Raw genomic sequence first — 19048 nt, 5'->3', positions numbered from 1 at the left:
TCCCACGCTCTGCGTGAGAATGCAGTCCGGGACGCTCTGCGCCCAAAGCGTGACGCGGAGCGTCACAAGAGGCATTCCCACGCGGAGCGTGGGAACGATCAGCGGTGTGGGTTATTTATCGCGAATCGAGAAATTCGCCATGTGCTCCAGGCCCTTGATCAGTGCCGAGTGGTCCCAGTTGCCGCCGCCAAGTGCGGTGCAGGTGCTGAACACTTGCTGGGTGCCGGCGGTGTTCGGCAGGTTGATCCCCAGTTCCTTGGCGCCCGCAAGGGCCAGGTTCAGGTCCTTCTGGTGCAGGTTGATGCGGAAACCCGGATCGAAGGTGCCCTTGATCATGCGCTCGCCGTGCACTTCCAGGATCTTGGACGATGCAAAGCCACCCATCAGCGCTTCACGCACTTTGGCTGGGTCGGCGCCGTTTTTGGAGGCGAACAACAACGCTTCGGCCACCGCCTGGATGTTCAGGGCAACGATGATCTGGTTGGCCACCTTGGCGGTCTGGCCATCGCCATTGCCGCCTACCAGGGTGATGTTTTTGCCCATGCTCTGGAACAGCGGCAGCGCGCGTTCGAAGGTCTGCGGTTCGCCACCGACCATAATGCTCAAGGTGCCGGCCTTGGCACCGACTTCACCACCGGACACCGGGGCGTCCAGGTACTGCGCGCCGGCCTGGTTGACCTTGGCGGCGAATGCTTTGGTGGCAGTAGGGGAGATCGAGCTCATGTCGATCACCACCTTGTTCGGCGACAGGCCCGCAGCCACGCCGTCGGCGCGAAACAGCACGTCATCGACTTGAGGGGTGTCGGGCACCATGACGATGATGAACTCGGCTTCCTGGGCCACTTGTTGCGGGTTGGCCAGCGCCACGGCGCCGGCGCTGATCAGTTCAGCCGGAGCCTTGCCGTGATGTTCGGAGAGAAACAGTTGATGGCCTGCTTTCTGCAGGTTGGCGGCCATGGGTTGGCCCATGATGCCGGTGCCGATAAATCCGATTTTAGCCATGATCAAAAACCTCTTTTAGTGTGGGCGCTGGCTTGCCTGCGATGGCATCACCCCCGTATGCCTGATACAGCGAGGTGTCTGCATCGCAGGCAAGCCAGCTCCCACATTGTTTTGTTTTGTGTTGTGTCAGATGGCGTTGTGGGTTTTGAGCCAACCCAAACCCGCCTCGGTAGTGGTCAACGGCTTGTACTCACAGCCGACCCAACCCGCGTAACCAATGCGGTCCAGATGCTCGAACAGGAAGCGGTAGTTGATCTCGCCGGTACCTGGTTCGTTGCGCCCAGGGTTGTCCGCCAGCTGAATGTGATTGATCTCGCCCAGGTGCGCCGCCATGGTCCGCGCCAGGTCGCCTTCCATGATTTGCATGTGGTAGATGTCGTATTGCAGGAACAGATTGGCGCTGCCCACTTGCTCGCGAATCGACAGGGCCTGCGCCGTGTTGTTGAGGTAGAAGCCGGGAATGTCGCGGGTGTTGATCATCTCCATCACCAGCTTGATACCCGCCGCTTGCAGCTTCTCGGCGGCGTACTTGAGGTTGGCGACAAAGGTCTTTTCCACGGTCTCGTCATCGACGCCTTGTGGCCGGATTCCCGCCAGGCAATTGACCTGGGTGTTGCCCAAGACCTGGGCATAGGCGATTGCCAGTTTGACCCCAGCACGGAACTCCTCGACCCGGTCCGGGTGGCAAGCCAGGCCGCGCTCGCCCTTGGCCCAGTCACCGGCAGGCAGGTTGAACAACACCTGGGTCAGGCCGTTGGCGTCCAACTGCGCCTTGATGTCGGCAGAGCTGAACTCATACGGGAAGAGGTACTCCACGCCCTGGAAGCCGGCATCGGCAGCCGCTTTGAAGCGGGCAAGGAAATCCTGTTCGGTAAACAGCATGGACAGGTTGGCAGCAAAGCGCGGCATAGGGTTCTCCTTAATCGAGCAGGGAAATGGCAGTCGGCGCGTCGTTGCCGACCAGGGCCAGGTCTTCGAATTCATTGACGGCGTTGATCTCGGTGCCCATGGAAATATTGGTCACCCGTTCCAGAATAATCTCAACGATCACCGGCACCTTGAATTCTTCGATCATCTCTTGGGCGCGGCGCAAGGCTGGTTGGATCTGGCCTGGCTCGAACACACGCAGGGCCTTGCAGCCCAAGCCCTCGGCAACCGCCACATGGTCGACGCCGTAGCCGTTGAGTTCTGGGGCGTTGAGGTTGTCGAAGGACAGCTGCACGCAGTAGTCCATCTCGAACCCACGCTGGGCCTGGCGGATCAGGCCCAGGTATGAGTTGTTCACTACCACATGGATGTACGGCAGCTTGAACTGTGCGCCCACCGCCAGTTCTTCGATCATGAACTGGAAGTCATAGTCGCCCGACAAGGCCACCACTTTGCGGCTCGGGTCGGCCTTGACCACGCCCAGCGCCGCGGGAATGGTCCAGCCCAGTGGACCAGCCTGGCCGCAGTTGATCCAGTGGCGTGGCTTGTACACATGCAAGAATTGCGCGCCGGCAATCTGCGACAGGCCGATGGTGCTGACGTAGCAGGTGTCTTTGCCGAACACCTGGTTCATCTCTTCGTAAACGCGTTGCGGCTTGACCGGCACGTTGTCGAAGTGAGTCTTGCGATGCAGGGTGGCCTTGCGTTGTTGGCAGTCATGCAACCAGGCGCTGCGGTCCTTGAGCTTGCCGGCGGCTTTCCACTCGCGGGCCACTTCAATGAACATCGTCAGCGCGGAGCCGGCGTCGGAAACGATGCCCAGGTCCGGCGTGAACACGCGGCCAATCTGGGTCGGTTCGATGTCGACATGAATGAATTTACGGCCTTCGGTGTACACCTCTACCGAACCGGTGTGACGGTTGGCCCAGCGGTTGCCGATGCCCAGCACCACGTCTGACTTGAGCATCGTCGCGTTGCCGTAGCGGTGCGAGGTTTGCAGGCCGACCATGCCCACCATCAGCGGATGGTCGTCCGGGATAGTGCCCCAGCCCATCAGGGTCGGGATCACCGGGATGCCGGTCAGTTCAGCGAACTCCACCAGCAACTCGCTGGCGTCGGCGTTGATCACGCCGCCACCGCTCACCAGCAATGGGCGTTCGGCTGCGTCGAGCAGAGCCAGGGCTTTTTCCACTTGCACACGGGTCGCCAGCGGCTTGGCCAGAGGCAGCGGCTGGTAGGCGTCGATGTCGAACTCGATCTCGGCCATCTGTACGTCGAACGGCAGGTCGATCAGCACCGGGCCGGGGCGGCCGGAGCGCATTTCATAGAAGGCCTTCTGGAACGCGTAAGGCACTTGGCCGGGTTCCAGCACCGTGGTTGCCCACTTGGTCACCGGCTTGACGATGCTGGTGATGTCCACGGCCTGGAAGTCTTCCTTGTGCATCCGGGCGCGGGGGGCTTGGCCGGTAATGCACAGGATCGGGATCGAGTCGGCCGAGGCGCTGTACAGGCCGGTGACCATGTCGGTACCCGCCGGGCCCGACGTGCCGATGCACACGCCGATGTTGCCGGCCTTGGTACGGGTGTAGCCCTCGGCCATGTGCGAGGCGCCTTCAACGTGGCGAGCAAGGACGTGATCGATGCCACCCACCTTCTGCAAGGCCGAATACAGCGGGTTGATCGCGGCGCCTGGGATACCGAAGGCGGTATCCACACCTTCACGGCGCATCACCAGGACGGCGGCTTCGATTGCTCTCATTTTGCTCATGGTTTTGGTGCCTCTTGCGTTTTGTAATTGTATACAAGTGGTGTCTGTCCAAAGTGTATTCACGGCGAGCGGCGTTGGTCAATGCCTTTCGTAAACTGACCTTTGCGTTCGTCGGAAGCGCTTTTTTCGACGTGTGGAGCCTTTGTTGGAAAATATTGTATACAAAAATAAACATCATTGTGTTCTATTTGTGTGATCGAGCATCTGATCAAACAGACCTCACCGCATTACCCATAACAAGATAAGGACGGCACCTATGAGCGCTTTAACCTTGAAACTCGCCACCCAACTGGCCACCCAGGCCCTTACTGCAGGCCGCACCATTTCGGCTGCGCCACTGACCATCGCCGTGCTCGACAGCGGCGGCCACCTGGTCACCCTGCAACGCGAAGACGGCGCCAGCCTGCTACGGCCGCAAATCGCCATCGGCAAGGCCTGGGGCGCCATTGCCCTGGGCAAGGGTTCACGTTTGCTGGCGCTGGACGCCCAACAGCGCCCGGCGTTTATCGCGGCGTTGAACAGCCTGGGGCAGGGCAGCGTCGTGCCGGCGCCGGGTGGGGTGTTGATTCGGGATCAGAGCGGCATGGTGCTGGGCGCGATCGGGATCAGCGGGGACACGTCCGATATTGACGAGCAGTGTGCGATCACGGCGATAGAAGGAGTGGGGTTGATGGCGGATGCGGGGGTGTCGGCTTGAATCGTTCTGACTGTGAGTAAGCTATCGCAGGCAAGCCAGCTCCCACATTGGCGGTGTTCACAAATTCAACTGTGGGAGTGCAATCAGTGTGGGAGCTGGCTTGCCTGCGATGCAGTCGACTCGGTCTAGAGTCAAACCCAAATGGCATCCCACAGCGGATAGTCACCAAACTTCTTTACCAGCCCGGCCCTGAGTGGACTGGCTACGATGTAACGTGCAATCCCCTCAAGGCTTTCCTCTCGACGCACGGCATGGTCATGAAAGCCCGGTTGCCAGAGGCGACCTTGGCGGCCAGCCACCGCATTCACCACTCGGGTGCTCTTGGATTTAACTTGTCGCATCAAGTCGGCAAGTGAACCTTTCTCCAGAGAAACAAGCCAATGGAAATGGTCAGGCATCACCACCCAGGCCAATGATGTTGCGAGCCCTTTATATTGGGCGATCCTGAATTGTTGTACGACCAGGCGGCCGAGTCTGAAGTCGCTGAAGATGGGCTCGCGTTCAAGGGTGTTGGTGGTGAGCAGGTAAATGCGGTTGGACTCGTTATAGCGGCCGATGCACAGGCGTTTTGAAGCAGGTAAATCAGGCATTCCGTGGCCTCTCTTCAGATGGTGTTCTGAGAGGCTAGACTGAGGGGCGAAAGCTGATCGGCGGGCTTTTAGCAGGATGTGTCTGGATGGGCGCTATCGCGGGCAAGCCCGCTCCCACAGGGGATTGTGACCATTTTACATTTTGTGTCCGGCGCAAATCCGTGTGGGAGCTGGCTTGCCTGCGATAGCCTCGCCGCGGTCTATCAATCCGGCTCACACCCCTTGAGCACCAACCGAATAATCGTCTGCGCCGCCGCCTCATAATCGGCCTCATCCAGTTTGGCCTTGCCGGTTACCGCCGAGATCTGCCAGTCGAAATCGGCATAGGTCTGGGTGGCTGCCCAGATGCTGAACATCAGGTGGTTGGGGTCGATCGCGGCGATCAGGCCACGGTCAACCCAGCTCTGAATGCAGTCGATATTGTGCTTGGCCTGAGCGTTGAGCTGCTCAACCTGGTCGGCGCTCAGGTGTGGGGCGCCGTGCATGATTTCGCTGGCGAACACCTTGGAGGCGAACGGCAGGTCGCGGGAGATGCGGATTTTGGAGCGGATGTAGTTGCTCAATACTTCCTTGGGCTCGCCTTCGGGGTTGAACGGCGTGGAGGCGGCCAGGATCGGCTCGATAATGCTTTCGAGCACCTCGCGGTAAAGGTTGTCCTTGGACTTGAAGTAGTAATAGACGTTGGGCTTGGGCAGCCCGGCCTTGGCGGCGATGTCGCTGGTTTTGGTCGCGGCGAAGCCCTTGTCGGCAAACTCCTCGCTCGCCGCCCGCAGGATTTTTTCTTTGTTGCGCTCGCGAATGCTGCTCATAAACCAGACGTTTCCTTGCCATGACAGGCGGTTGCGCATGGTAGCACCGGCCATCCGCAAGCCTCAACAATCTGCCCGCAAGGCCCCGCGCCGCGCTATGCTCGCGCCATCTCTCTCTAACGGAAGTCCGGTTCATGGCAGGAAGCAGCTTGTTGGTGTTGATCGACGATATCGCGGCGGTACTCGATGACGTCGCGCTGATGACAAAAATGGCCGCCAAGAAGACATCGGGCGTGCTGGGTGATGACCTCGCGCTGAATGCCCAGCAGGTCTCCGGCGTGCGCGCCGAGCGAGAAATCCCGGTGGTGTGGGCGGTGGCCAAGGGCTCGTTTATCAACAAGCTGATCCTGGTGCCGACGGCCCTGTTGATCAGCGCCTTTGCACCCTGGGCGGTGATACCGCTATTGATGCTCGGCGGCGCCTACCTGTGTTTCGAGGGCTTCGAAAAACTCGCGCACAAATTCCTGCACAGCAAGGCTGAAGATCAAGCCGAACACGCACAGTTGGCTGAAGCGGTGGCCGACCCGGCAACCGATCTGGTGGCGTTCGAGAAAGACAAGATCAAGGGTGCGATCCGTACCGACTTTATTCTTTCCGCCGAAATCATTGCCATCACCCTCGGCATCGTCGCCGACGCGCAGCTCACGCAGCAGGTGATCGTGCTGTCGGGTATCGCCATTGTCATGACCATCGGCGTATATGGATTGGTGGCCGGTATCGTCAAGCTCGACGACCTGGGGCTGTGGCTGACGCAGAAGCCGGGCCAGGTGGCGCGCAGTATTGGCGGCGCGATCCTGAGCGCGGCCCCCTACATGATGAAGAGCCTGTCAGTGATTGGCACGGCGGCGATGTTCATGGTCGGTGGCGGCATCCTCACCCATGGCGTGCCCGTGGTGCATCACTGGATCGAAACCGTGAGCCAGAGCACCGGCGCGTTGGCGTGGCTGATGCCAACGCTGCTCAATGCGGTGGCGGGGATCATTGCCGGCGCTGTCGTCCTGGCAGTGGTCAGCGTGGCAGGTAAAGGTTGGAAAGCACTGCGAGGGTGAAACCGCAGGCATAAAAAAGGCCATTCAATCGAATGGCCTTTTTTTATCGCTGCTGTTTACTCGGCGATCTGCAACTTGCGCGATTCGGTGTAGATATACCGCACCTTCTCATACTCGAACGGCGAGTTCATCTGGCCGTAGCGGAAGCTGGTCTGGTAGCGCTTGTCGACGGCGCGCAGGGCCCAGACTTCCGGATGGTTGGAGCTGACTTCAGACACGTTGAGGAAGTTGATCTGCGATTCGGCGCTGTAGTCCACCAGCAGGCCGCCGGTATCACGCAGGTTCGACGGCCCGAAAATCGGCAGCATCAGGTAGGCGCCACCCGGTACACCGTAGAAGCCCAGGGTCTGGCCGAAGTCTTCGCTCTGGCGCGGCAGGCCCATGGCGGTGGCCGGGTCCCACAGGCCCGCGATGCCAATGGTGGTGTTGACCAGCAGGCGCCCGGTGGTTTCCAGCGAGCGGTGGCCCTTGAGCTGCAACAAGCTGTTCATCAGGTTGGGCACATCGCCCAGGTTGTTGAAGAAGTTGCTCACGCCGGTGCGCAGAAAGCTCGGCGTGACATAGCGGTAACCGTTCACCACCGGCAGGAACACCCACTGGTCGAAGCGATAGTTGAAGTGGTACACGCGGCGGTTCCACGACTCCAGTGGGTCGTAGACGTTGAGCGCGGTGAGCGTGGAACGCTCGAATTCGCGCTGGTCCAAGCCTGGGTTGAACTTGAGCTTGGTCAGCGGTTCCTTGAAGCCGTCGGCATCGACCTTGACGGGTTCTTGGGCCTTGCTGTTGTCGGCATTGGCCACGCCTGCGCACATCAGTGCGGCGAGCAGCAGAAGATATTTAGCCACGGAAGAACTCCAGCATGGCGTCGGCGTTGACGCGGTAATTGAGGTTGCCGCAGTGGCCGCCCAGCGGGTAGACGGTCAAGCGATCGCCGAAAGTTTTACGCAGGAAGCCCAGGTCGCCAGGGCCGAGGATCACGTCGTCGGCGTTATGCATCACGGCGATTTTCGGGCTGTCGCGCAGGTAGTCCTTGAGGGCGTAGAGGCTGACCTGGTCGATCAGTTGCAGCAGGCTGCCGCCATCGGAACGCGCGCGCCACATCGGGATCACTTGTTCGGTGAGGTAGCAGTCGAAGTCACACTGCAGGGCACGCTTGAGGAACGGCGTGAGGCTGGTGCCTTCGGTAATCGGGTACTTGGGCGGAATAATCAGGCCACGTCGGTTGATCAAGTCCGAAGTGAAGGCAATGTCGGCGGCCGAGAAGCGGAACGAGGTGCCGATCAGCATGGCCATCTGTTCGTTGGTCAGGTGCTGCTTGGACTGCTGGAAGTCATAAAGCAGGGCATCGTTGAGGTCGATGTAGCCTTTTTGCTGGAAGTAACGCGTCAGTTTGCTCAGCACCAACTCATAGAAGGTGGTGCTGTTGTTGATGCCCTTGACCTCGGTCTGTACCAGCTTGTCGAGGTTGGTGATCGAGGTGTAGAGGTTGACCGGCGGGTTGAGCAGCAGCACTTTCTTGAAGTTGAAGCTGCGGCGGGTCTCATCCAGCTTGCTGACAAACGCCGCATCCAGGGCGCCCAGGCTGTAGCCGGTGAGGTAGAAATCGGTCACGGGCAACGAGGCGTTCTGCGCGCGTACGGCTTGCATCACGCGGTACATGTCTTCGGCGTCTTCCTGGGTGATGCCCGGGGTGGCGAAGCGCGAAGCGGCGCTGATGAAGTCGAAGCTGGTTGGCGAGGAGAGCTGCACCACATGGTAGCCGGCCTGGTAATACAGCTTTTTCAGGTATTCGTTAATGCTGCTGTCAAAGCGTGCACCGGTGCCGGCGATCAGGAAGATCAAAGGCGCGGCGCGGTCCTGCTTGGCAATGCGGTAGGTGAGTTTCTTCACCGCCCAGAAATTGTCCGGCAGGCTGAACTCGCGCTCGGGGCGCATCGTCAGGGTGTAGTCGGACTGGGTGATCTCGTCATCGGTCGGCAGGGTTGGCCGCAGATCGGGGGGGGTGGTGGCGATGGTCGCTTCGAACGGGTTGGTCAAAGGGTAGCCATAGCTGGCTTGGTCGATATCGACGGCCAGTGCTGACGCACTCAAAAATAGGCTGCCCAGCAAGGCAGCACAGCGCAAGGAACGGAGCATGACTTAATCCCTAAGAGGAACGGGCTGAATGAAGTTCGCAGGCTATGACCACCGCCTTGTCACCGAAGTGCCAGCACTCGGCACGAAAAGTCGGAAAAAACGTCGGAATCGGGGTAATAGTAGCGAGACGATACACTTTGCCATGCTTTGTTGAACAGATATCTGTGCGAACACCTTGCTAACGGCCGCCGTGGGATTAAGCTGGGCGCCGTTTTTGCCTATCGGAGTGCCCCATGTCCCGTCGTTTGCCGTTGATCCTGCTGCTTATTGCCCTGCCGTTATGGCTGGCCGCCAGTTATGCCGCACGCTATGGCTTCATGGAGGATGGGCAATGGGTTGGCATCTGCGCTGATGAGGCCAGCCGCTGGGAATGCCAGGTGCGTTCGAACCTGGGTTTGATGATTCATTTCAAGCTGCTGGGGTGGGCGGCGTTGATCACTTCGGTGCTGGGCTTTTTTGTACCGGGGCGTGCGGGGTGGGCGTTGGCGGTGGTGGGGTTGGTGTTCGGGTTGCCGGCGCTGGCGCTGTACAACACGACGTTTGCGGTGTTTGCGGTGGTGATTGCGGGGTTGCGGTTGGTCAGGAAGCCTCGCGGCGCCTGATGTGGCCTCATCGCAGGCAAGCCAGCTCCCACAGTTGATTGTGTTCACACATTTCTATCTGTGAGCACGGTCAAATGTGGGAGCTGGCTTGCCTGCGATAGCGGTGTTACGCCTTGCGCACTCGCAAGCAACGCCACAAAGCCGCAACCATCAGCACGCTGACCACTGCCCAACCCCAGGCCTGCTGATTCAACAGCCCTTCACGGTACAACTGCGGCGCAACGCCGGCACCGATGATAAAGGCCAGCAACGCAATCTCCCGACGTGGCCCGGTCACCGGGCGTATCAGGTACACCAGGGCCGGCAACACCAGCGCTGCGCTTGGGAAGCTGCGATAACGCGGGTCAAACACCAGCGCCAGCATCATCACCGCACCGGCAAACCCGGCAATTGCCATCAACCAGCCGGCGCGCTGCTCCAGCCAGTTGAACCCGCGCTCACGCCAGCCTTGCCGGGCGCTGAGGGCCAGGGCGGCATGAGCCAGCACCAGCAGGTTCAAGACCACCAGCAAGCCTGCCCATAGCCATTCATCGTTGAAACGCGCGGTAACGCGGGTCAGTTCGGCCCAACTGCCGATGGAGCACGCTGCGACGGCCCCTAGCAACGGCAGTATTAACGCAGAGCGAGTGCTGCGAACGCGGCCGCCGAGCACCAGGGTGCCCAGCAGGATGAGCCCGCCGACGCCCAGCCACAGCCGCCAGTACGGCACATTGGTCACCGGGCCGGCGAGGATACCTTTGTCCTGACGGTCTGCATCGAACAGCCCCCAGTAACCACCCACAGCCCCTTCACTCGCACGTTTCCATGGCTGGTCAAAGGCTTCGATCAGGTTATAGCGCCAGCCATTGGCTTCGGCCATGGCCACGAAGCCGCGCATGAACCTGGCCTCATTGACCCGGCTGGGCACGGCGGTTTCGCGCTGCCGGCCTTCGCTGGGCCAGCCGGTTTCGCCGATCACGATGTCCTTGGGCGCGAATTTATGGCCGAAGGTCTGGCGCACATCGCCCACGTGCTTGAGCGCCTGGTCGATGCCGGACGGCTCATCTTCCCAATACGGCAACAGGTGAATGGTCAGGAAGTCCACCGCAGGCTCGATTTCCGGGTGTTGCAACCAGAACTCCCAGACATCGGCATAGGTGACGGGCTGCTTGATCTGGCTTTTAACCTGATGGATCAGCGCCACCAGTTGCTTGGCGGTGACTTCCTTGCGCAGCAGGGCTTCGTTGCCGACGATCACCGAGGTCACCACGTCCGGGCTGGCGTTGGCCGCCGCGATCAACTCGTTGATCTCTTTTTCGGTCGCCACGGGGTCGCTGCTGACCCAGGCCCCGGCCATCACTTTCAACCCATGCTTGCGCGCCATGTCTGGCAGGGCCTCCAGGCCGGTCATGGAGTAGGTGCGAATGCATTCAAAGCGCGTAGCCAGTAGCGCCAGGTCGGCGTCCATGCGCTCGGGGCGCAGCGCGAACGGTTGATCGAATGGGGATTGGTCTTTGTCGAACGGTGTGTAGGACGCACATTGCAGCTTATGGCTGGCGCTCGCGACGTCTGGCAACACCACGGGCCGGCCGAGGCCGTACCAGTAGCCGACAAGGGCAAGCACGCCGAGGATCAAGGCGAAGAAATAGGGCAGGGCAGGGAAGCGGGCAGTCGCGGGCATGGTCGGCTTATCTGGGGGAGCAAAGGCGCGCATCTTACCCGGATTTGCCGCAGCCCTGTGGGGCTGCATAATTTTGACATGCAAACTTCGGGCGGGATTCTGGCGATAACGCCTACAAAGCATCCTGCTGGCGATGTGATGTCGTTTCCTGCTCAACCAAGGTCGCTGACAGAGCAGGGCAAATGCCTACGCAGGTTGAAGATAAAACTGTCAGTACTCCACTGATGCCTCAGCAACCGGATCGATGCGCGTGAAGGGGGCGCGGTGCACCCTATAACAACAGTTTGACGTCGCTCGGCATCCGTCGGGCGCAGCACTTTCGGGGAAGTACTATGAAGATGCGACGACTCTTGGGCGCAGCTGCCACTCTGGTAGTTGCGATGGGCTCCACACTGGCCAGTGCCGACAGCAAGACCCTGAGCATCGGCTACGTGGACGGCTGGTCCGACAGCGTGGCCACTACTCATGTGGCGGCAGAGGTGATCAAGCAAAAGCTCGGCTACGACGTAAAACTGCAAGCGGTTGCCACCGGGATCATGTGGCAGGGCGTCGCCACCGGCAAACTCGATGCCATGCTTTCCGCCTGGCTACCTGTAACCCACGGTGAATACTGGACCAAGAACAAGGACAAGGTGGTCGACTACGGCCCCAACTTCAAAGACGCCAAGATCGGCCTGATCGTGCCTGAATACGTCAAGGCCAAGTCCATTGAAGACCTCAAGACCGATACCACCTTCAAAAACAAGATCGTCGGCATCGACGCCGGTTCGGGCGTAATGCTCAAGACCGACGAAGCCATCAAGCAATATGGCCTGGACTACAAACTGCAAGCCAGCTCGGGTGCGGCGATGATTGCCGAACTGACCCGCGCCGAAGACAAGCAGGAGTCGATTGCGGTCACCGGTTGGGTGCCGCACTGGATGTTCGCCAAGTGGAAACTGCGTTTCCTGGACGACCCAAAAGGGATTTATGGTGCTGCTGAAACCGTCAACAGCATCGGCAGCAAGGGCCTGGAGAAGAAAGCGCCGGAAGTCGCAGCCTTCCTGAAGAAATTCCAGTGGGCCTCCAAGGATGAAATCGGTGAAGTCATGCTGGCGATTCAAGAAGGCGCCAAGCCGGACGCCGCGGCCAAGGACTGGGTAGCCAAGCACCCCGAGCGCGTCGCCGAATGGACTGCTAAATAACCCCGCCCCAATTGTAGGAGCGAGCTTGCTCGCGAAGAACGCACAGGCACCGCGATCATCCAGAATGAACGCGTTATCGTTAACGTTTTTCGCGAGCAAGCTCGCTCCTACACTTTTTACAAATCCTCGCTAAGCTCGATCTACTACTAAGGTCGTCTGGAACCCATTGCGCAGCCGCATACAGTGGATACGTTCCAAAATAATAAAAAGCTGTGCTGCGAGGATAAAAACAATGAACGACAGCATTTACCTCTCGATTCAAAACAGCCCGCGTTTCAAGGAGCTGGTCAGGAAAAGGGAAAGGTTCGCCTGGATTCTCTCGGCGATCATGCTAGGGCTTTACTCCGCTTTCATCCTGTTGATTGCCTACGGGCCACAAGTGCTGGGGGCCAAGATCAGCCCTGGTTCCTCGATTACCTGGGGCATTCCCCTGGGCGTCGGGCTGATTGTGTCGGCCTTCATTCTCACCGGCATCTACGTGCGTCGGGCCAACGGCGAATTTGACGACCTGAACAATGCGATTCTCAAGGAGGCTGCGCAATGATCCGGCGTCTATTGGCTCTACTCGGTGCTTCGCTGTTGGCTCCGGCCGTTTGGGCGGCGGACGCATTGACCGGTGAAGTGCACAAGCAACCGCTGAACGTCTCAGCCATTGTGATGTTCGTCGCGTTTGTCGGCGCCACCCTGTGCATCACTTATTGGGCGTCCAAACGCAACAAGTCGGCGGCGGACTACTATGCGGCGGGCGGCAAGATCACCGGTTTCCAGAACGGTCTGGCGATTGCCGGTGACTACATGTCGGCGGCGTCCTTCCTGGGGATTTCCGCGTTGGTGTTCACCTCCGGCTACGACGGCTTGATCTACTCGATCGGCTTCCTTGTGGGCTGGCCGATCATTCTGTTCCTGATCGCCGAGCGCTTGCGTAACCTGGGCAAATACACCTTTGCCGACGTGGCGTCCTATCGCCTGGGGCAAACCCAGATCCGCAGCCTGTCGGCGTGTGGCTCGCTGGTGGTGGTGGCGTTCTACCTGATCGCGCAGATGGTTGGCGCGGGCAAGCTGATCCAGCTGCTGTTTGGCCTTGATTACCATGTGGCGGTGATCCTGGTGGGTATCCTGATGTGCCTGTACGTGCTGTTCGGCGGCATGTTGGCGACCACCTGGGTGCAGATCATCAAGGCGGTACTGTTGCTGTCCGGTGCCTCGTTCATGGCGCTGATGGTGATGAAGCACGTCAACTTCGACTTCAACATGCTGTTCTCCGAGGCGATCAAGGTTCACCCCAAAGGTGAAGCGATCATGAGCCCCGGCGGCCTGGTGAAAGACCCGATCTCGGCATTCTCCCTGGGCCTGGCACTGATGTTCGGTACCGCTGGCCTGCCGCACATCCTGATGCGCTTCTTCACGGTGAGCGACGCCAAGGAAGCGCGTAAGAGCGTACTGTACGCAACCGGCTTCATCGGCTACTTCTATATCCTGACCTTCATCATCGGTTTCGGTGCGATCCTGCTGGTCAGCACCAACCCGGCGTTCAAGGATGCAGCGGGCGCCTTGCTTGGTGGTAACAACATGGCGGCGGTGCATCTGGCCAACGCGGTGGGTGGCAGTATCTTCCTGGGCTTCATCTCGGCCGTGGCGTTTGCCACCATCCTGGCGGTGGTTGCCGGCTTGACCCTGGCGGGTGCTTCGGCGGTGTCCCATGACCTGTATGCCAGCGTGATCAAGAAAGGCAAGGCCAACGAGAAGGACGAGATTCGCGTATCGAAGATCACCACCGTAGCCTTGGGTGTATTGGCCATCGGCCTGGGTATCCTGTTCGAAAGCCAGAACATTGCGTTCATGGTCGGCCTGGCGTTCTCCATCGCTGCCAGCTGTAACTTCCCGGTGCTGCTGCTTTCCATGTACTGGAAAAACCTCACCACCCGCGGCGCCATGATTGGCGGCTGGCTGGGCTTGATCAGCGCCGTGGGCTTGATGATCCTCGGCCCGACCATCTGGGTGTCGATCCTGCACCATGAAAAGGCGATCTTCCCGTACGAGTACCCGGCGCTGTTCTCGATGATCATTGCGTTCGTCGGCATCTGGTTCTTCTCCATCACCGACAAGTCGGCGGCGGCAGAGAAAGAGCGTGCGCTGTACTTCCCACAGTTCGTGCGTTCGCAGACTGGCCTGGGGGCGAGTGGGGCGGTTAATCACTAAGTCGTCAGCTGCATAAGAGATACCCCGGTCGCAAGGCCGGGGTATTTTTTTGCTTGGCTTTTTTGTGTCGCCTGGGCTGGCCTCATCGCGGGCGAGCCCGGCTCCCAGGCTGGGCCGTGTCCTTTTGTTGGAATGCGGTCCAATGTGGGAGCTGGCTTGCCTGCGATGACGGTAGATCAGGCCACACCAACAAAAACGGCCTCCACTAAGGGAGGCCGTTCTCAATGCAGCTAAGCAGTTGAATGCTTACTTGCGGTCTTCCAGCTTGGTGATGTCACGCGACTCGTAGCCGGTGTACAGCTGGCGCGGGCGGCCAATCTTGTACGGGCTGGAGAGCATTTCTTTCCAGTGGGAGATCCAGCCCACGGTCCGCGCCAGGGCGAAGATCACGGTGAACATGCTGGTTGGAATGCCGATCGCCTTGAGGATGATCCCCGAGTAGAAGTCGACGTTCGGGTACAGCGAGCGTTCGATGAAGTACGGGTCGGTCAGGGCGATCTCTTCCAGGCGCATGGCCAGTTCGAGTTGCGGATCGTTCTTGATGCCCAGTTCCTTCAACACTTCGTCGCAGGTCTGCTTCATGACGGTAGCGCGCGGGTCGCGGTTCTTGTAGACCCGGTGACCGAAGCCCATCAACTTGAACGGATCGTTCTTGTCCTTGGCCTTGGCGATGAAGGTGTCGATGTTGGACACATCGCCGATTTCATCGAGCATGGTCAATACGGCTTCGTTCGCACCGCCGTGGGCAGGGCCCCACAGTGCGGCGATACCGGCGGCAATACAGGCGAACGGGTTGGCACCCGAAGAGCCCGCCAGGCGCACGGTAGAGGTGGAAGCGTTCTGCTCGTGGTCGGCGTGGAGGATGAAGATCCGGTCCATGGCCTTGGCGAGCACCGGGCTGATCGGTTTGATCTCGCACGGGGTGTTGAACATCATGTGCAGGAAGTTTTCCGCGTACGTCAGGTCGTTGCGCGGGTACATCATGGGTTGGCCCATGGAGTACTTGTAAACCATTGCGGCCAGGGTAGGCATCTTGGCAACCAGGCGGATCGCGGAAATTTCGCGATGCTGCGGGTTATTGATGTCCAGGGAGTCGTGATAGAAGGCCGACAGGGCGCCTACTACACCGCACATGACGGCCATCGGGTGGGCGTCGCGACGGAAGCCGTTGAAGAAGGTCTTCAACTGCTCGTGAACCATGGTGTGGTTCTTCACGGTGCTGACGAACTGGGCTTTCTGCTCGGCTGTTGGCAATTCGCCATTTAGCAGCAGGTAGCAGGTTTCCAGGTAGTCCGACTTTTCAGCCAGTTGCTCGATCGGGTAGCCGCGATGAAGCAGAATGCCATTGTCACCATCGATATAGGTGATCTTCGACTCGCAGGAAGCGGTCGACATGAAGCCTGGGTCGAAAGTAAAACGGCCCGTGGCCGTCAGGCCCCGTACGTCGATAACATCGGGACCAACGGTGCCGGTTAAAATGGGCAGCTCGACGGGGGCTGCGCCCTCGATGATCAACTGCGCTTTTTTGTCAGCCATGTGGCCTCCTATTTATGCTTCAAATCATCAGACAGACCCCCCACGCAGGGCCCGCACCACTATATTGATATAAATCCAGATGTCAATTTGCCTAAAGTCTTGCGCCAGAAGGCTTTAACCGTACTTTTTCGTCGAAATTGACTGCCATTTACGCCTTTTATCCCGCCAGCGCAATCAGCTATTAGGGTGAGGTGTGCGCGTTGTCATTAGTAACCTAACTGTCTATACTCGGCCACCGACCGCCAAGGGCTTTTGGGCTTGCTTTCATTGGGGGTCGCACTCCCTGGGTGGTGCTTACCTGACCAGTCGCACTCCCCAACAACTTTGCCCTGATTGTTAGGGGCTCTTCAGTGTGAAAAAAAGCCGTGAATAGCCAACGACCTGTAAACCTAGACCTAAGGACCATCAAACTCCCCATCACCGGCGTTACGTCGTTCCTGCACCGTGTTTCCGGCATCATCCTGTTCCTGGGCTTGGGCATCATGCTTTATGCATTGAGCAAATCCCTGGGTTCCGAGGAAGGATACGCCGAGGTGAAGGCATGCTTGACCAGCCCGCTGGCCAAGTTCGTAGCATGGGGCCTCCTGTCCTCTCTTCTGTATCACCTGGTAGCCGGTGTGCGCCACTTGATCATGGACATGGGCATCGGTGAGACGCTGGAAGGCGGCCGCCTGGGCTCGAAAATCATCGTCGCCATTTCCGTGGTGCTGATCGTTCTGGCAGGAGTTTGGATATGGTAACCAGCGTAACGAATCTGTCGCGTTCGGGCCTCTATGACTGGATGGCACAGCGTGTGTCTGCGGTCGTTCTCGCGGCTTATTTCATTTTCCTGATCGGATACCTCGTCGCAAACCCGGGCATAGGCTATGAGCAATGGCACGGCCTGTTTTCCCACAATGCGATGCGAATCTTCAGTCTGCTGGCCCTTGTAGCCCTGGGCGCTCACGCCTGGGTTGGCATGTGGACCATCGCGACTGACTACCTGACGCCGATGGCGCTGGGCAAGTCCGCGACTGCAGTACGTTTCCTCTTCCAGGCAGTATGCGGCGTTGCGATGTTCGCTTACTTCGTCTGGGGTGTGCAGATTCTTTGGGGTATCTGATTCATGGCTAACATTCCAACTATTTCATTCGACGCCATCATTATTGGTGGCGGCGGTGCGGGCATGCGCGCTGCGCTGCAGCTGGCCCAGGGCGGTCACAAGACTGCCGTGATCACCAAGGTGTTCCCGACGCGCTCGCACACCGTATCGGCCCAGGGTGGCATCACCTGCGCCATTGCCTCCGCCGACCCGAACGATGACTGGCGCTGGCACATGTACGATACCGTCAAGGGTTCCGACTACATCGGTGACCAGGACGCTATCGAATACATGTGTCAGGAAGGCCCGGCCGCGGTGTTCGAGCTGGACCACATGGGTCTGCCGTTCTCCCGTACCGAGCAAGGCCGTATCTACCAGCGTCCATTCGGCGGCCAGTCGAAGGACTACGGTAAAGGCGGGCAGGCTGCCCGTACCTGCGCTGCGTCCGACCGTACCGGTCACGCGCTGCTGCACACCCTTTATCAGGGCAACCTGAAAGCCGGTACCACGTTCCTGAACGAGTACTACGCGGTAGACCTGGTCAAGAACGCACAAGGCGAGTTCGTCGGTGTGATCGCCATCTGCATCGAAACCGGTGAAACCACCTACATCCGCGCCAAGGCTACTGTGCTGGCGACCGGTGGTGCAGGTCGTATCTACGCGTCGACCACCAATGCCCTGATCAACACCGGTGACGGCGTCGGCATGGCTCTGCGTGCTGGCGTACCGGTACAAGACATCGAAATGTGGCAGTTCCACCCGACCGGCATCGCCGGCGCCGGTGTGCTGGTGACCGAAGGTTGCCGTGGTGAAGGTGGTTACCTGATCAACAAGCACGGCGAGCGTTTCATGGAGCGTTATGCTCCGAACGCCAAAGACTTGGCGGGTCGTGACGTTGTGGCTCGTTCGATGGTTAAAGAGATCATCGCCGGTAACGGCTGTGGCCCGAATGGCGACCACGTACTGCTCAAGCTCGATCACCTGGGCGAAGAAGTGCTGCACAGCCGCCTGCCTGGTATCTGCGAGCTGTCCAAGACCTTTGCCCACGTTGACCCGGTAGTTGCTCCGGTTCCGGTGGTTCCAACTTGCCACTATATGATGGGCGGCGTGCCGACCAACATTCACGGCCAGGCAATCACCCAGAACGCCGAAGGCGAGGACGAGATCATCCATGGTCTGTTCGCGGTAGGCGAAGTGGCTTGCGTATCGGTTCACGGCGCCAACCGCCTGGGCGGCAACTCGCTGCTCGACTTGGTGGTATTCGGTCGCGCGGCCGGCCTGCACCTGGAAAAAGCGCTGACTGACGGCATCGAATACGATGACGCCACCGACGCCAACATCGAAGCTGCCCTGGCGCGTCTGAACGCTCTGAACGAGCGCACTGATGGCGAAGATGTAGCAACCCTGCGTCGCGAGCTGCAAAGCTGCATGCAGAACTACTTTGGTGTGTTCCGTACCGGCGAATACATGCAGAAGGGCATCGCCCAGTTGGCTGACCTGCGCAAGCGCATCGCCAACGTCAAGATCAACGATAAGAGCCAGGCGTTCAACACCGCTCGTATCGAAGCCCTTGAACTGCAAAACCTGCTGGAAGTGGCTGAAGCGACGGCGATCGCCGCCGAGGTTCGTAAAGAATCCCGTGGTGCTCACGCTCGTGAAGACTTCGAAGATCGCGACGACGAAAACTGGTTGTGCCACACCCTGTACTTCCCGGGTGACAAGCGCGTAACCAAGCGTGCCGTGAACTTCTCGCCGAAGACGGTACCGACGTTTGAACCGAAGATTCGGACTTACTAAGGGTGGCTGCC

Annotated in this window: 18 protein-coding genes; 9 read left to right on the top strand and 9 right to left on the bottom strand. The window is 59.5% G+C overall.

The window, feature by feature from the left end:
- Positions 1 to 111: 111 nt before the first annotated feature.
- The 3 genes from HBO10_RS00670 to gcl all read right to left on the bottom strand — a co-directional run bounded on the left by HBO10_RS00670 (position 112) and on the right by gcl (position 3697).
- Positions 112 to 1002, bottom strand: a complete 891-nt coding sequence (locus HBO10_RS00670; protein ID WP_034127186.1) for a 2-hydroxy-3-oxopropionate reductase — start codon at positions 1000 to 1002, stop codon at positions 112 to 114.
- Between the two features lie 126 nt (positions 1003 to 1128).
- Entirely contained in the window at positions 1129 to 1911 is a 783-nt protein-coding gene (gene hyi / locus HBO10_RS00665) for a hydroxypyruvate isomerase (RefSeq protein WP_014717718.1), read from the bottom strand.
- Positions 1912 to 1921: 10 nt separating this feature from the next.
- Complete coding sequence (gene gcl, locus HBO10_RS00660) at positions 1922 to 3697, bottom strand: glyoxylate carboligase (protein WP_003189987.1); 1776 nt, start codon at positions 3695 to 3697, stop codon at positions 1922 to 1924.
- A 256-nt stretch (positions 3698 to 3953) separates the two neighbouring features.
- Here gcl and HBO10_RS00655 point away from each other — a divergent pair, with 256 nt between their 5' ends.
- Positions 3954 to 4394, top strand: a complete 441-nt coding sequence (locus tag HBO10_RS00655) for a heme-binding protein (RefSeq protein WP_020302584.1) — start codon at positions 3954 to 3956, stop codon at positions 4392 to 4394.
- A gap of 131 nt (positions 4395 to 4525) precedes the next feature.
- Here the strand turns inward: HBO10_RS00655 and HBO10_RS00650 are convergent, their stop codons facing one another.
- Complete coding sequence (locus tag HBO10_RS00650; protein WP_034127187.1) at positions 4526 to 4984, bottom strand: transposase; 459 nt, start codon at positions 4982 to 4984, stop codon at positions 4526 to 4528.
- A 203-nt stretch (positions 4985 to 5187) separates the two neighbouring features.
- Positions 5188 to 5793, bottom strand: coding sequence for a TetR/AcrR family transcriptional regulator (locus HBO10_RS00645; RefSeq protein ID WP_032897537.1), 606 nt, complete (start codon positions 5791 to 5793; stop codon positions 5188 to 5190).
- A 134-nt stretch (positions 5794 to 5927) separates the two neighbouring features.
- Between HBO10_RS00645 and HBO10_RS00640 the strand changes: the two genes are divergently transcribed.
- Positions 5928 to 6842, top strand: a complete 915-nt coding sequence (locus HBO10_RS00640) for a DUF808 domain-containing protein (RefSeq protein ID WP_034127188.1) — start codon at positions 5928 to 5930, stop codon at positions 6840 to 6842.
- Positions 6843 to 6898: 56 nt separating this feature from the next.
- Here the strand turns inward: HBO10_RS00640 and HBO10_RS00635 are convergent, their stop codons facing one another.
- The gene (locus HBO10_RS00635; RefSeq protein ID WP_003189993.1) at positions 6899 to 7687 is read right to left on the bottom strand and encodes a VacJ family lipoprotein; all 789 of its coding nucleotides are present in this window, start codon (positions 7685 to 7687) and stop codon (positions 6899 to 6901) included.
- On the bottom strand, positions 7680 to 8978 hold the full coding sequence (locus HBO10_RS00630; protein WP_032892643.1) for a serine/threonine protein kinase: 1299 nt from the start codon (positions 8976 to 8978) through the stop codon (positions 7680 to 7682). Before HBO10_RS00630 ends, HBO10_RS00635 begins: the two co-directional genes overlap by 8 nt.
- Before the next feature lie 233 nt (positions 8979 to 9211).
- On the opposite strand from HBO10_RS00630, the gene HBO10_RS00625 reads away from it, so the two are divergent.
- Positions 9212 to 9580, top strand: coding sequence for a hypothetical protein (locus HBO10_RS00625; protein WP_014717724.1), 369 nt, complete (start codon positions 9212 to 9214; stop codon positions 9578 to 9580).
- Positions 9581 to 9686: 106 nt separating this feature from the next.
- Here the strand turns inward: HBO10_RS00625 and HBO10_RS00620 are convergent, their stop codons facing one another.
- Positions 9687 to 11240 carry a glycosyl hydrolase family 17 protein gene (locus HBO10_RS00620; protein ID WP_034127189.1) on the bottom strand — a complete coding sequence of 518 codons (1554 nt, stop codon included), beginning with the start codon at positions 11238 to 11240 and terminating at the stop codon, positions 9687 to 9689.
- A 332-nt stretch (positions 11241 to 11572) separates the two neighbouring features.
- On the opposite strand from HBO10_RS00620, the gene HBO10_RS00615 reads away from it, so the two are divergent.
- The 3 genes from HBO10_RS00615 (at position 11573) to HBO10_RS00605 (ending at position 14623) form a co-directional block, all read left to right on the top strand.
- Entirely contained in the window at positions 11573 to 12424 is an 852-nt protein-coding gene (locus HBO10_RS00615; RefSeq protein ID WP_003233255.1) for a glycine betaine ABC transporter substrate-binding protein, read from the top strand.
- A 232-nt stretch (positions 12425 to 12656) separates the two neighbouring features.
- Positions 12657 to 12968 carry a DUF485 domain-containing protein gene (locus HBO10_RS00610; RefSeq protein ID WP_003190001.1) on the top strand — a complete coding sequence of 104 codons (312 nt, stop codon included), beginning with the start codon at positions 12657 to 12659 and terminating at the stop codon, positions 12966 to 12968.
- Positions 12965 to 14623: a cation acetate symporter gene (locus HBO10_RS00605; protein WP_034127190.1), complete on the top strand. Its 1659-nt coding sequence runs from the start codon at positions 12965 to 12967 to the stop codon at positions 14621 to 14623. The genes HBO10_RS00610 and HBO10_RS00605 overlap by 4 nt, the downstream gene beginning before the upstream one ends.
- 246 nt (positions 14624 to 14869) lie before the next feature.
- Here the strand turns inward: HBO10_RS00605 and gltA are convergent, their stop codons facing one another.
- Entirely contained in the window at positions 14870 to 16159 is a 1290-nt protein-coding gene (gene gltA / locus HBO10_RS00600) for a citrate synthase (RefSeq protein ID WP_014717728.1), read from the bottom strand.
- Positions 16160 to 16524: 365 nt separating this feature from the next.
- Between gltA and sdhC the strand changes: the two genes are divergently transcribed.
- The 3 genes from sdhC to sdhA are packed head-to-tail and all read left to right on the top strand — an operon-like array spanning position 16525 to position 19037.
- Positions 16525 to 16899 (top strand): succinate dehydrogenase, cytochrome b556 subunit, encoded by a 375-nt coding sequence (gene sdhC, locus HBO10_RS00595; protein ID WP_014717729.1) that lies wholly within the window; start codon positions 16525 to 16527, stop codon positions 16897 to 16899.
- Positions 16893 to 17261 (top strand): succinate dehydrogenase, hydrophobic membrane anchor protein, encoded by a 369-nt coding sequence (sdhD, locus tag HBO10_RS00590; protein ID WP_003172805.1) that lies wholly within the window; start codon positions 16893 to 16895, stop codon positions 17259 to 17261. The genes sdhC and sdhD overlap by 7 nt, the downstream gene beginning before the upstream one ends.
- Positions 17262 to 17264: 3 nt before the next feature.
- The gene (sdhA, locus tag HBO10_RS00585; RefSeq protein WP_010211741.1) at positions 17265 to 19037 is read left to right on the top strand and encodes a succinate dehydrogenase flavoprotein subunit; all 1773 of its coding nucleotides are present in this window, start codon (positions 17265 to 17267) and stop codon (positions 19035 to 19037) included.
- Positions 19038 to 19048: the final 11 nt, after the last annotated feature.

The organism is Pseudomonas sp. WS 5503, from assembly GCF_012985385.1.
In the GTDB taxonomy this organism is placed as follows: domain Bacteria; phylum Pseudomonadota; class Gammaproteobacteria; order Pseudomonadales; family Pseudomonadaceae; genus Aquipseudomonas; species Aquipseudomonas paracarnis.
The sequence above is the reverse complement of the archived record's forward strand: the minus strand, read 5'-3'. Positions and strand labels throughout refer to the sequence as shown.

Coding starts and splice junctions, on each gene's coding strand:
- HBO10_RS00640 (WP_034127188.1), top strand. CDS start 5,928: ATGGCAGGAAGCAGCTTGTTGGTGTTGATCGACGATATCGCGGCGGTA.
- HBO10_RS00650 (WP_034127187.1), bottom strand. CDS start 4,984: ATGCCTGATTTACCTGCTTCAAAACGCCTGTGCATCGGCCGCTATAAC.
- gltA (WP_014717728.1), bottom strand. CDS start 16,159: ATGGCTGACAAAAAAGCGCAGTTGATCATCGAGGGCGCAGCCCCCGTC.
- HBO10_RS00625 (WP_014717724.1), top strand. CDS start 9,212: ATGTCCCGTCGTTTGCCGTTGATCCTGCTGCTTATTGCCCTGCCGTTA.
- HBO10_RS00615 (WP_003233255.1), top strand. CDS start 11,573: ATGAAGATGCGACGACTCTTGGGCGCAGCTGCCACTCTGGTAGTTGCG.
- gcl (WP_003189987.1), bottom strand. CDS start 3,697: ATGAGCAAAATGAGAGCAATCGAAGCCGCCGTCCTGGTGATGCGCCGT.
- sdhA (WP_010211741.1), top strand. CDS start 17,265: ATGGCTAACATTCCAACTATTTCATTCGACGCCATCATTATTGGTGGC.
- HBO10_RS00610 (WP_003190001.1), top strand. CDS start 12,657: ATGAACGACAGCATTTACCTCTCGATTCAAAACAGCCCGCGTTTCAAG.
- HBO10_RS00630 (WP_032892643.1), bottom strand. CDS start 8,978: ATGCTCCGTTCCTTGCGCTGTGCTGCCTTGCTGGGCAGCCTATTTTTG.
- sdhD (WP_003172805.1), top strand. CDS start 16,893: ATGGTAACCAGCGTAACGAATCTGTCGCGTTCGGGCCTCTATGACTGG.
- HBO10_RS00670 (WP_034127186.1), bottom strand. CDS start 1,002: ATGGCTAAAATCGGATTTATCGGCACCGGCATCATGGGCCAACCCATG.
- HBO10_RS00620 (WP_034127189.1), bottom strand. CDS start 11,240: ATGCCCGCGACTGCCCGCTTCCCTGCCCTGCCCTATTTCTTCGCCTTG.
- hyi (WP_014717718.1), bottom strand. CDS start 1,911: ATGCCGCGCTTTGCTGCCAACCTGTCCATGCTGTTTACCGAACAGGAT.
- HBO10_RS00645 (WP_032897537.1), bottom strand. CDS start 5,793: ATGAGCAGCATTCGCGAGCGCAACAAAGAAAAAATCCTGCGGGCGGCG.
- HBO10_RS00655 (WP_020302584.1), top strand. CDS start 3,954: ATGAGCGCTTTAACCTTGAAACTCGCCACCCAACTGGCCACCCAGGCC.
- HBO10_RS00605 (WP_034127190.1), top strand. CDS start 12,965: ATGATCCGGCGTCTATTGGCTCTACTCGGTGCTTCGCTGTTGGCTCCG.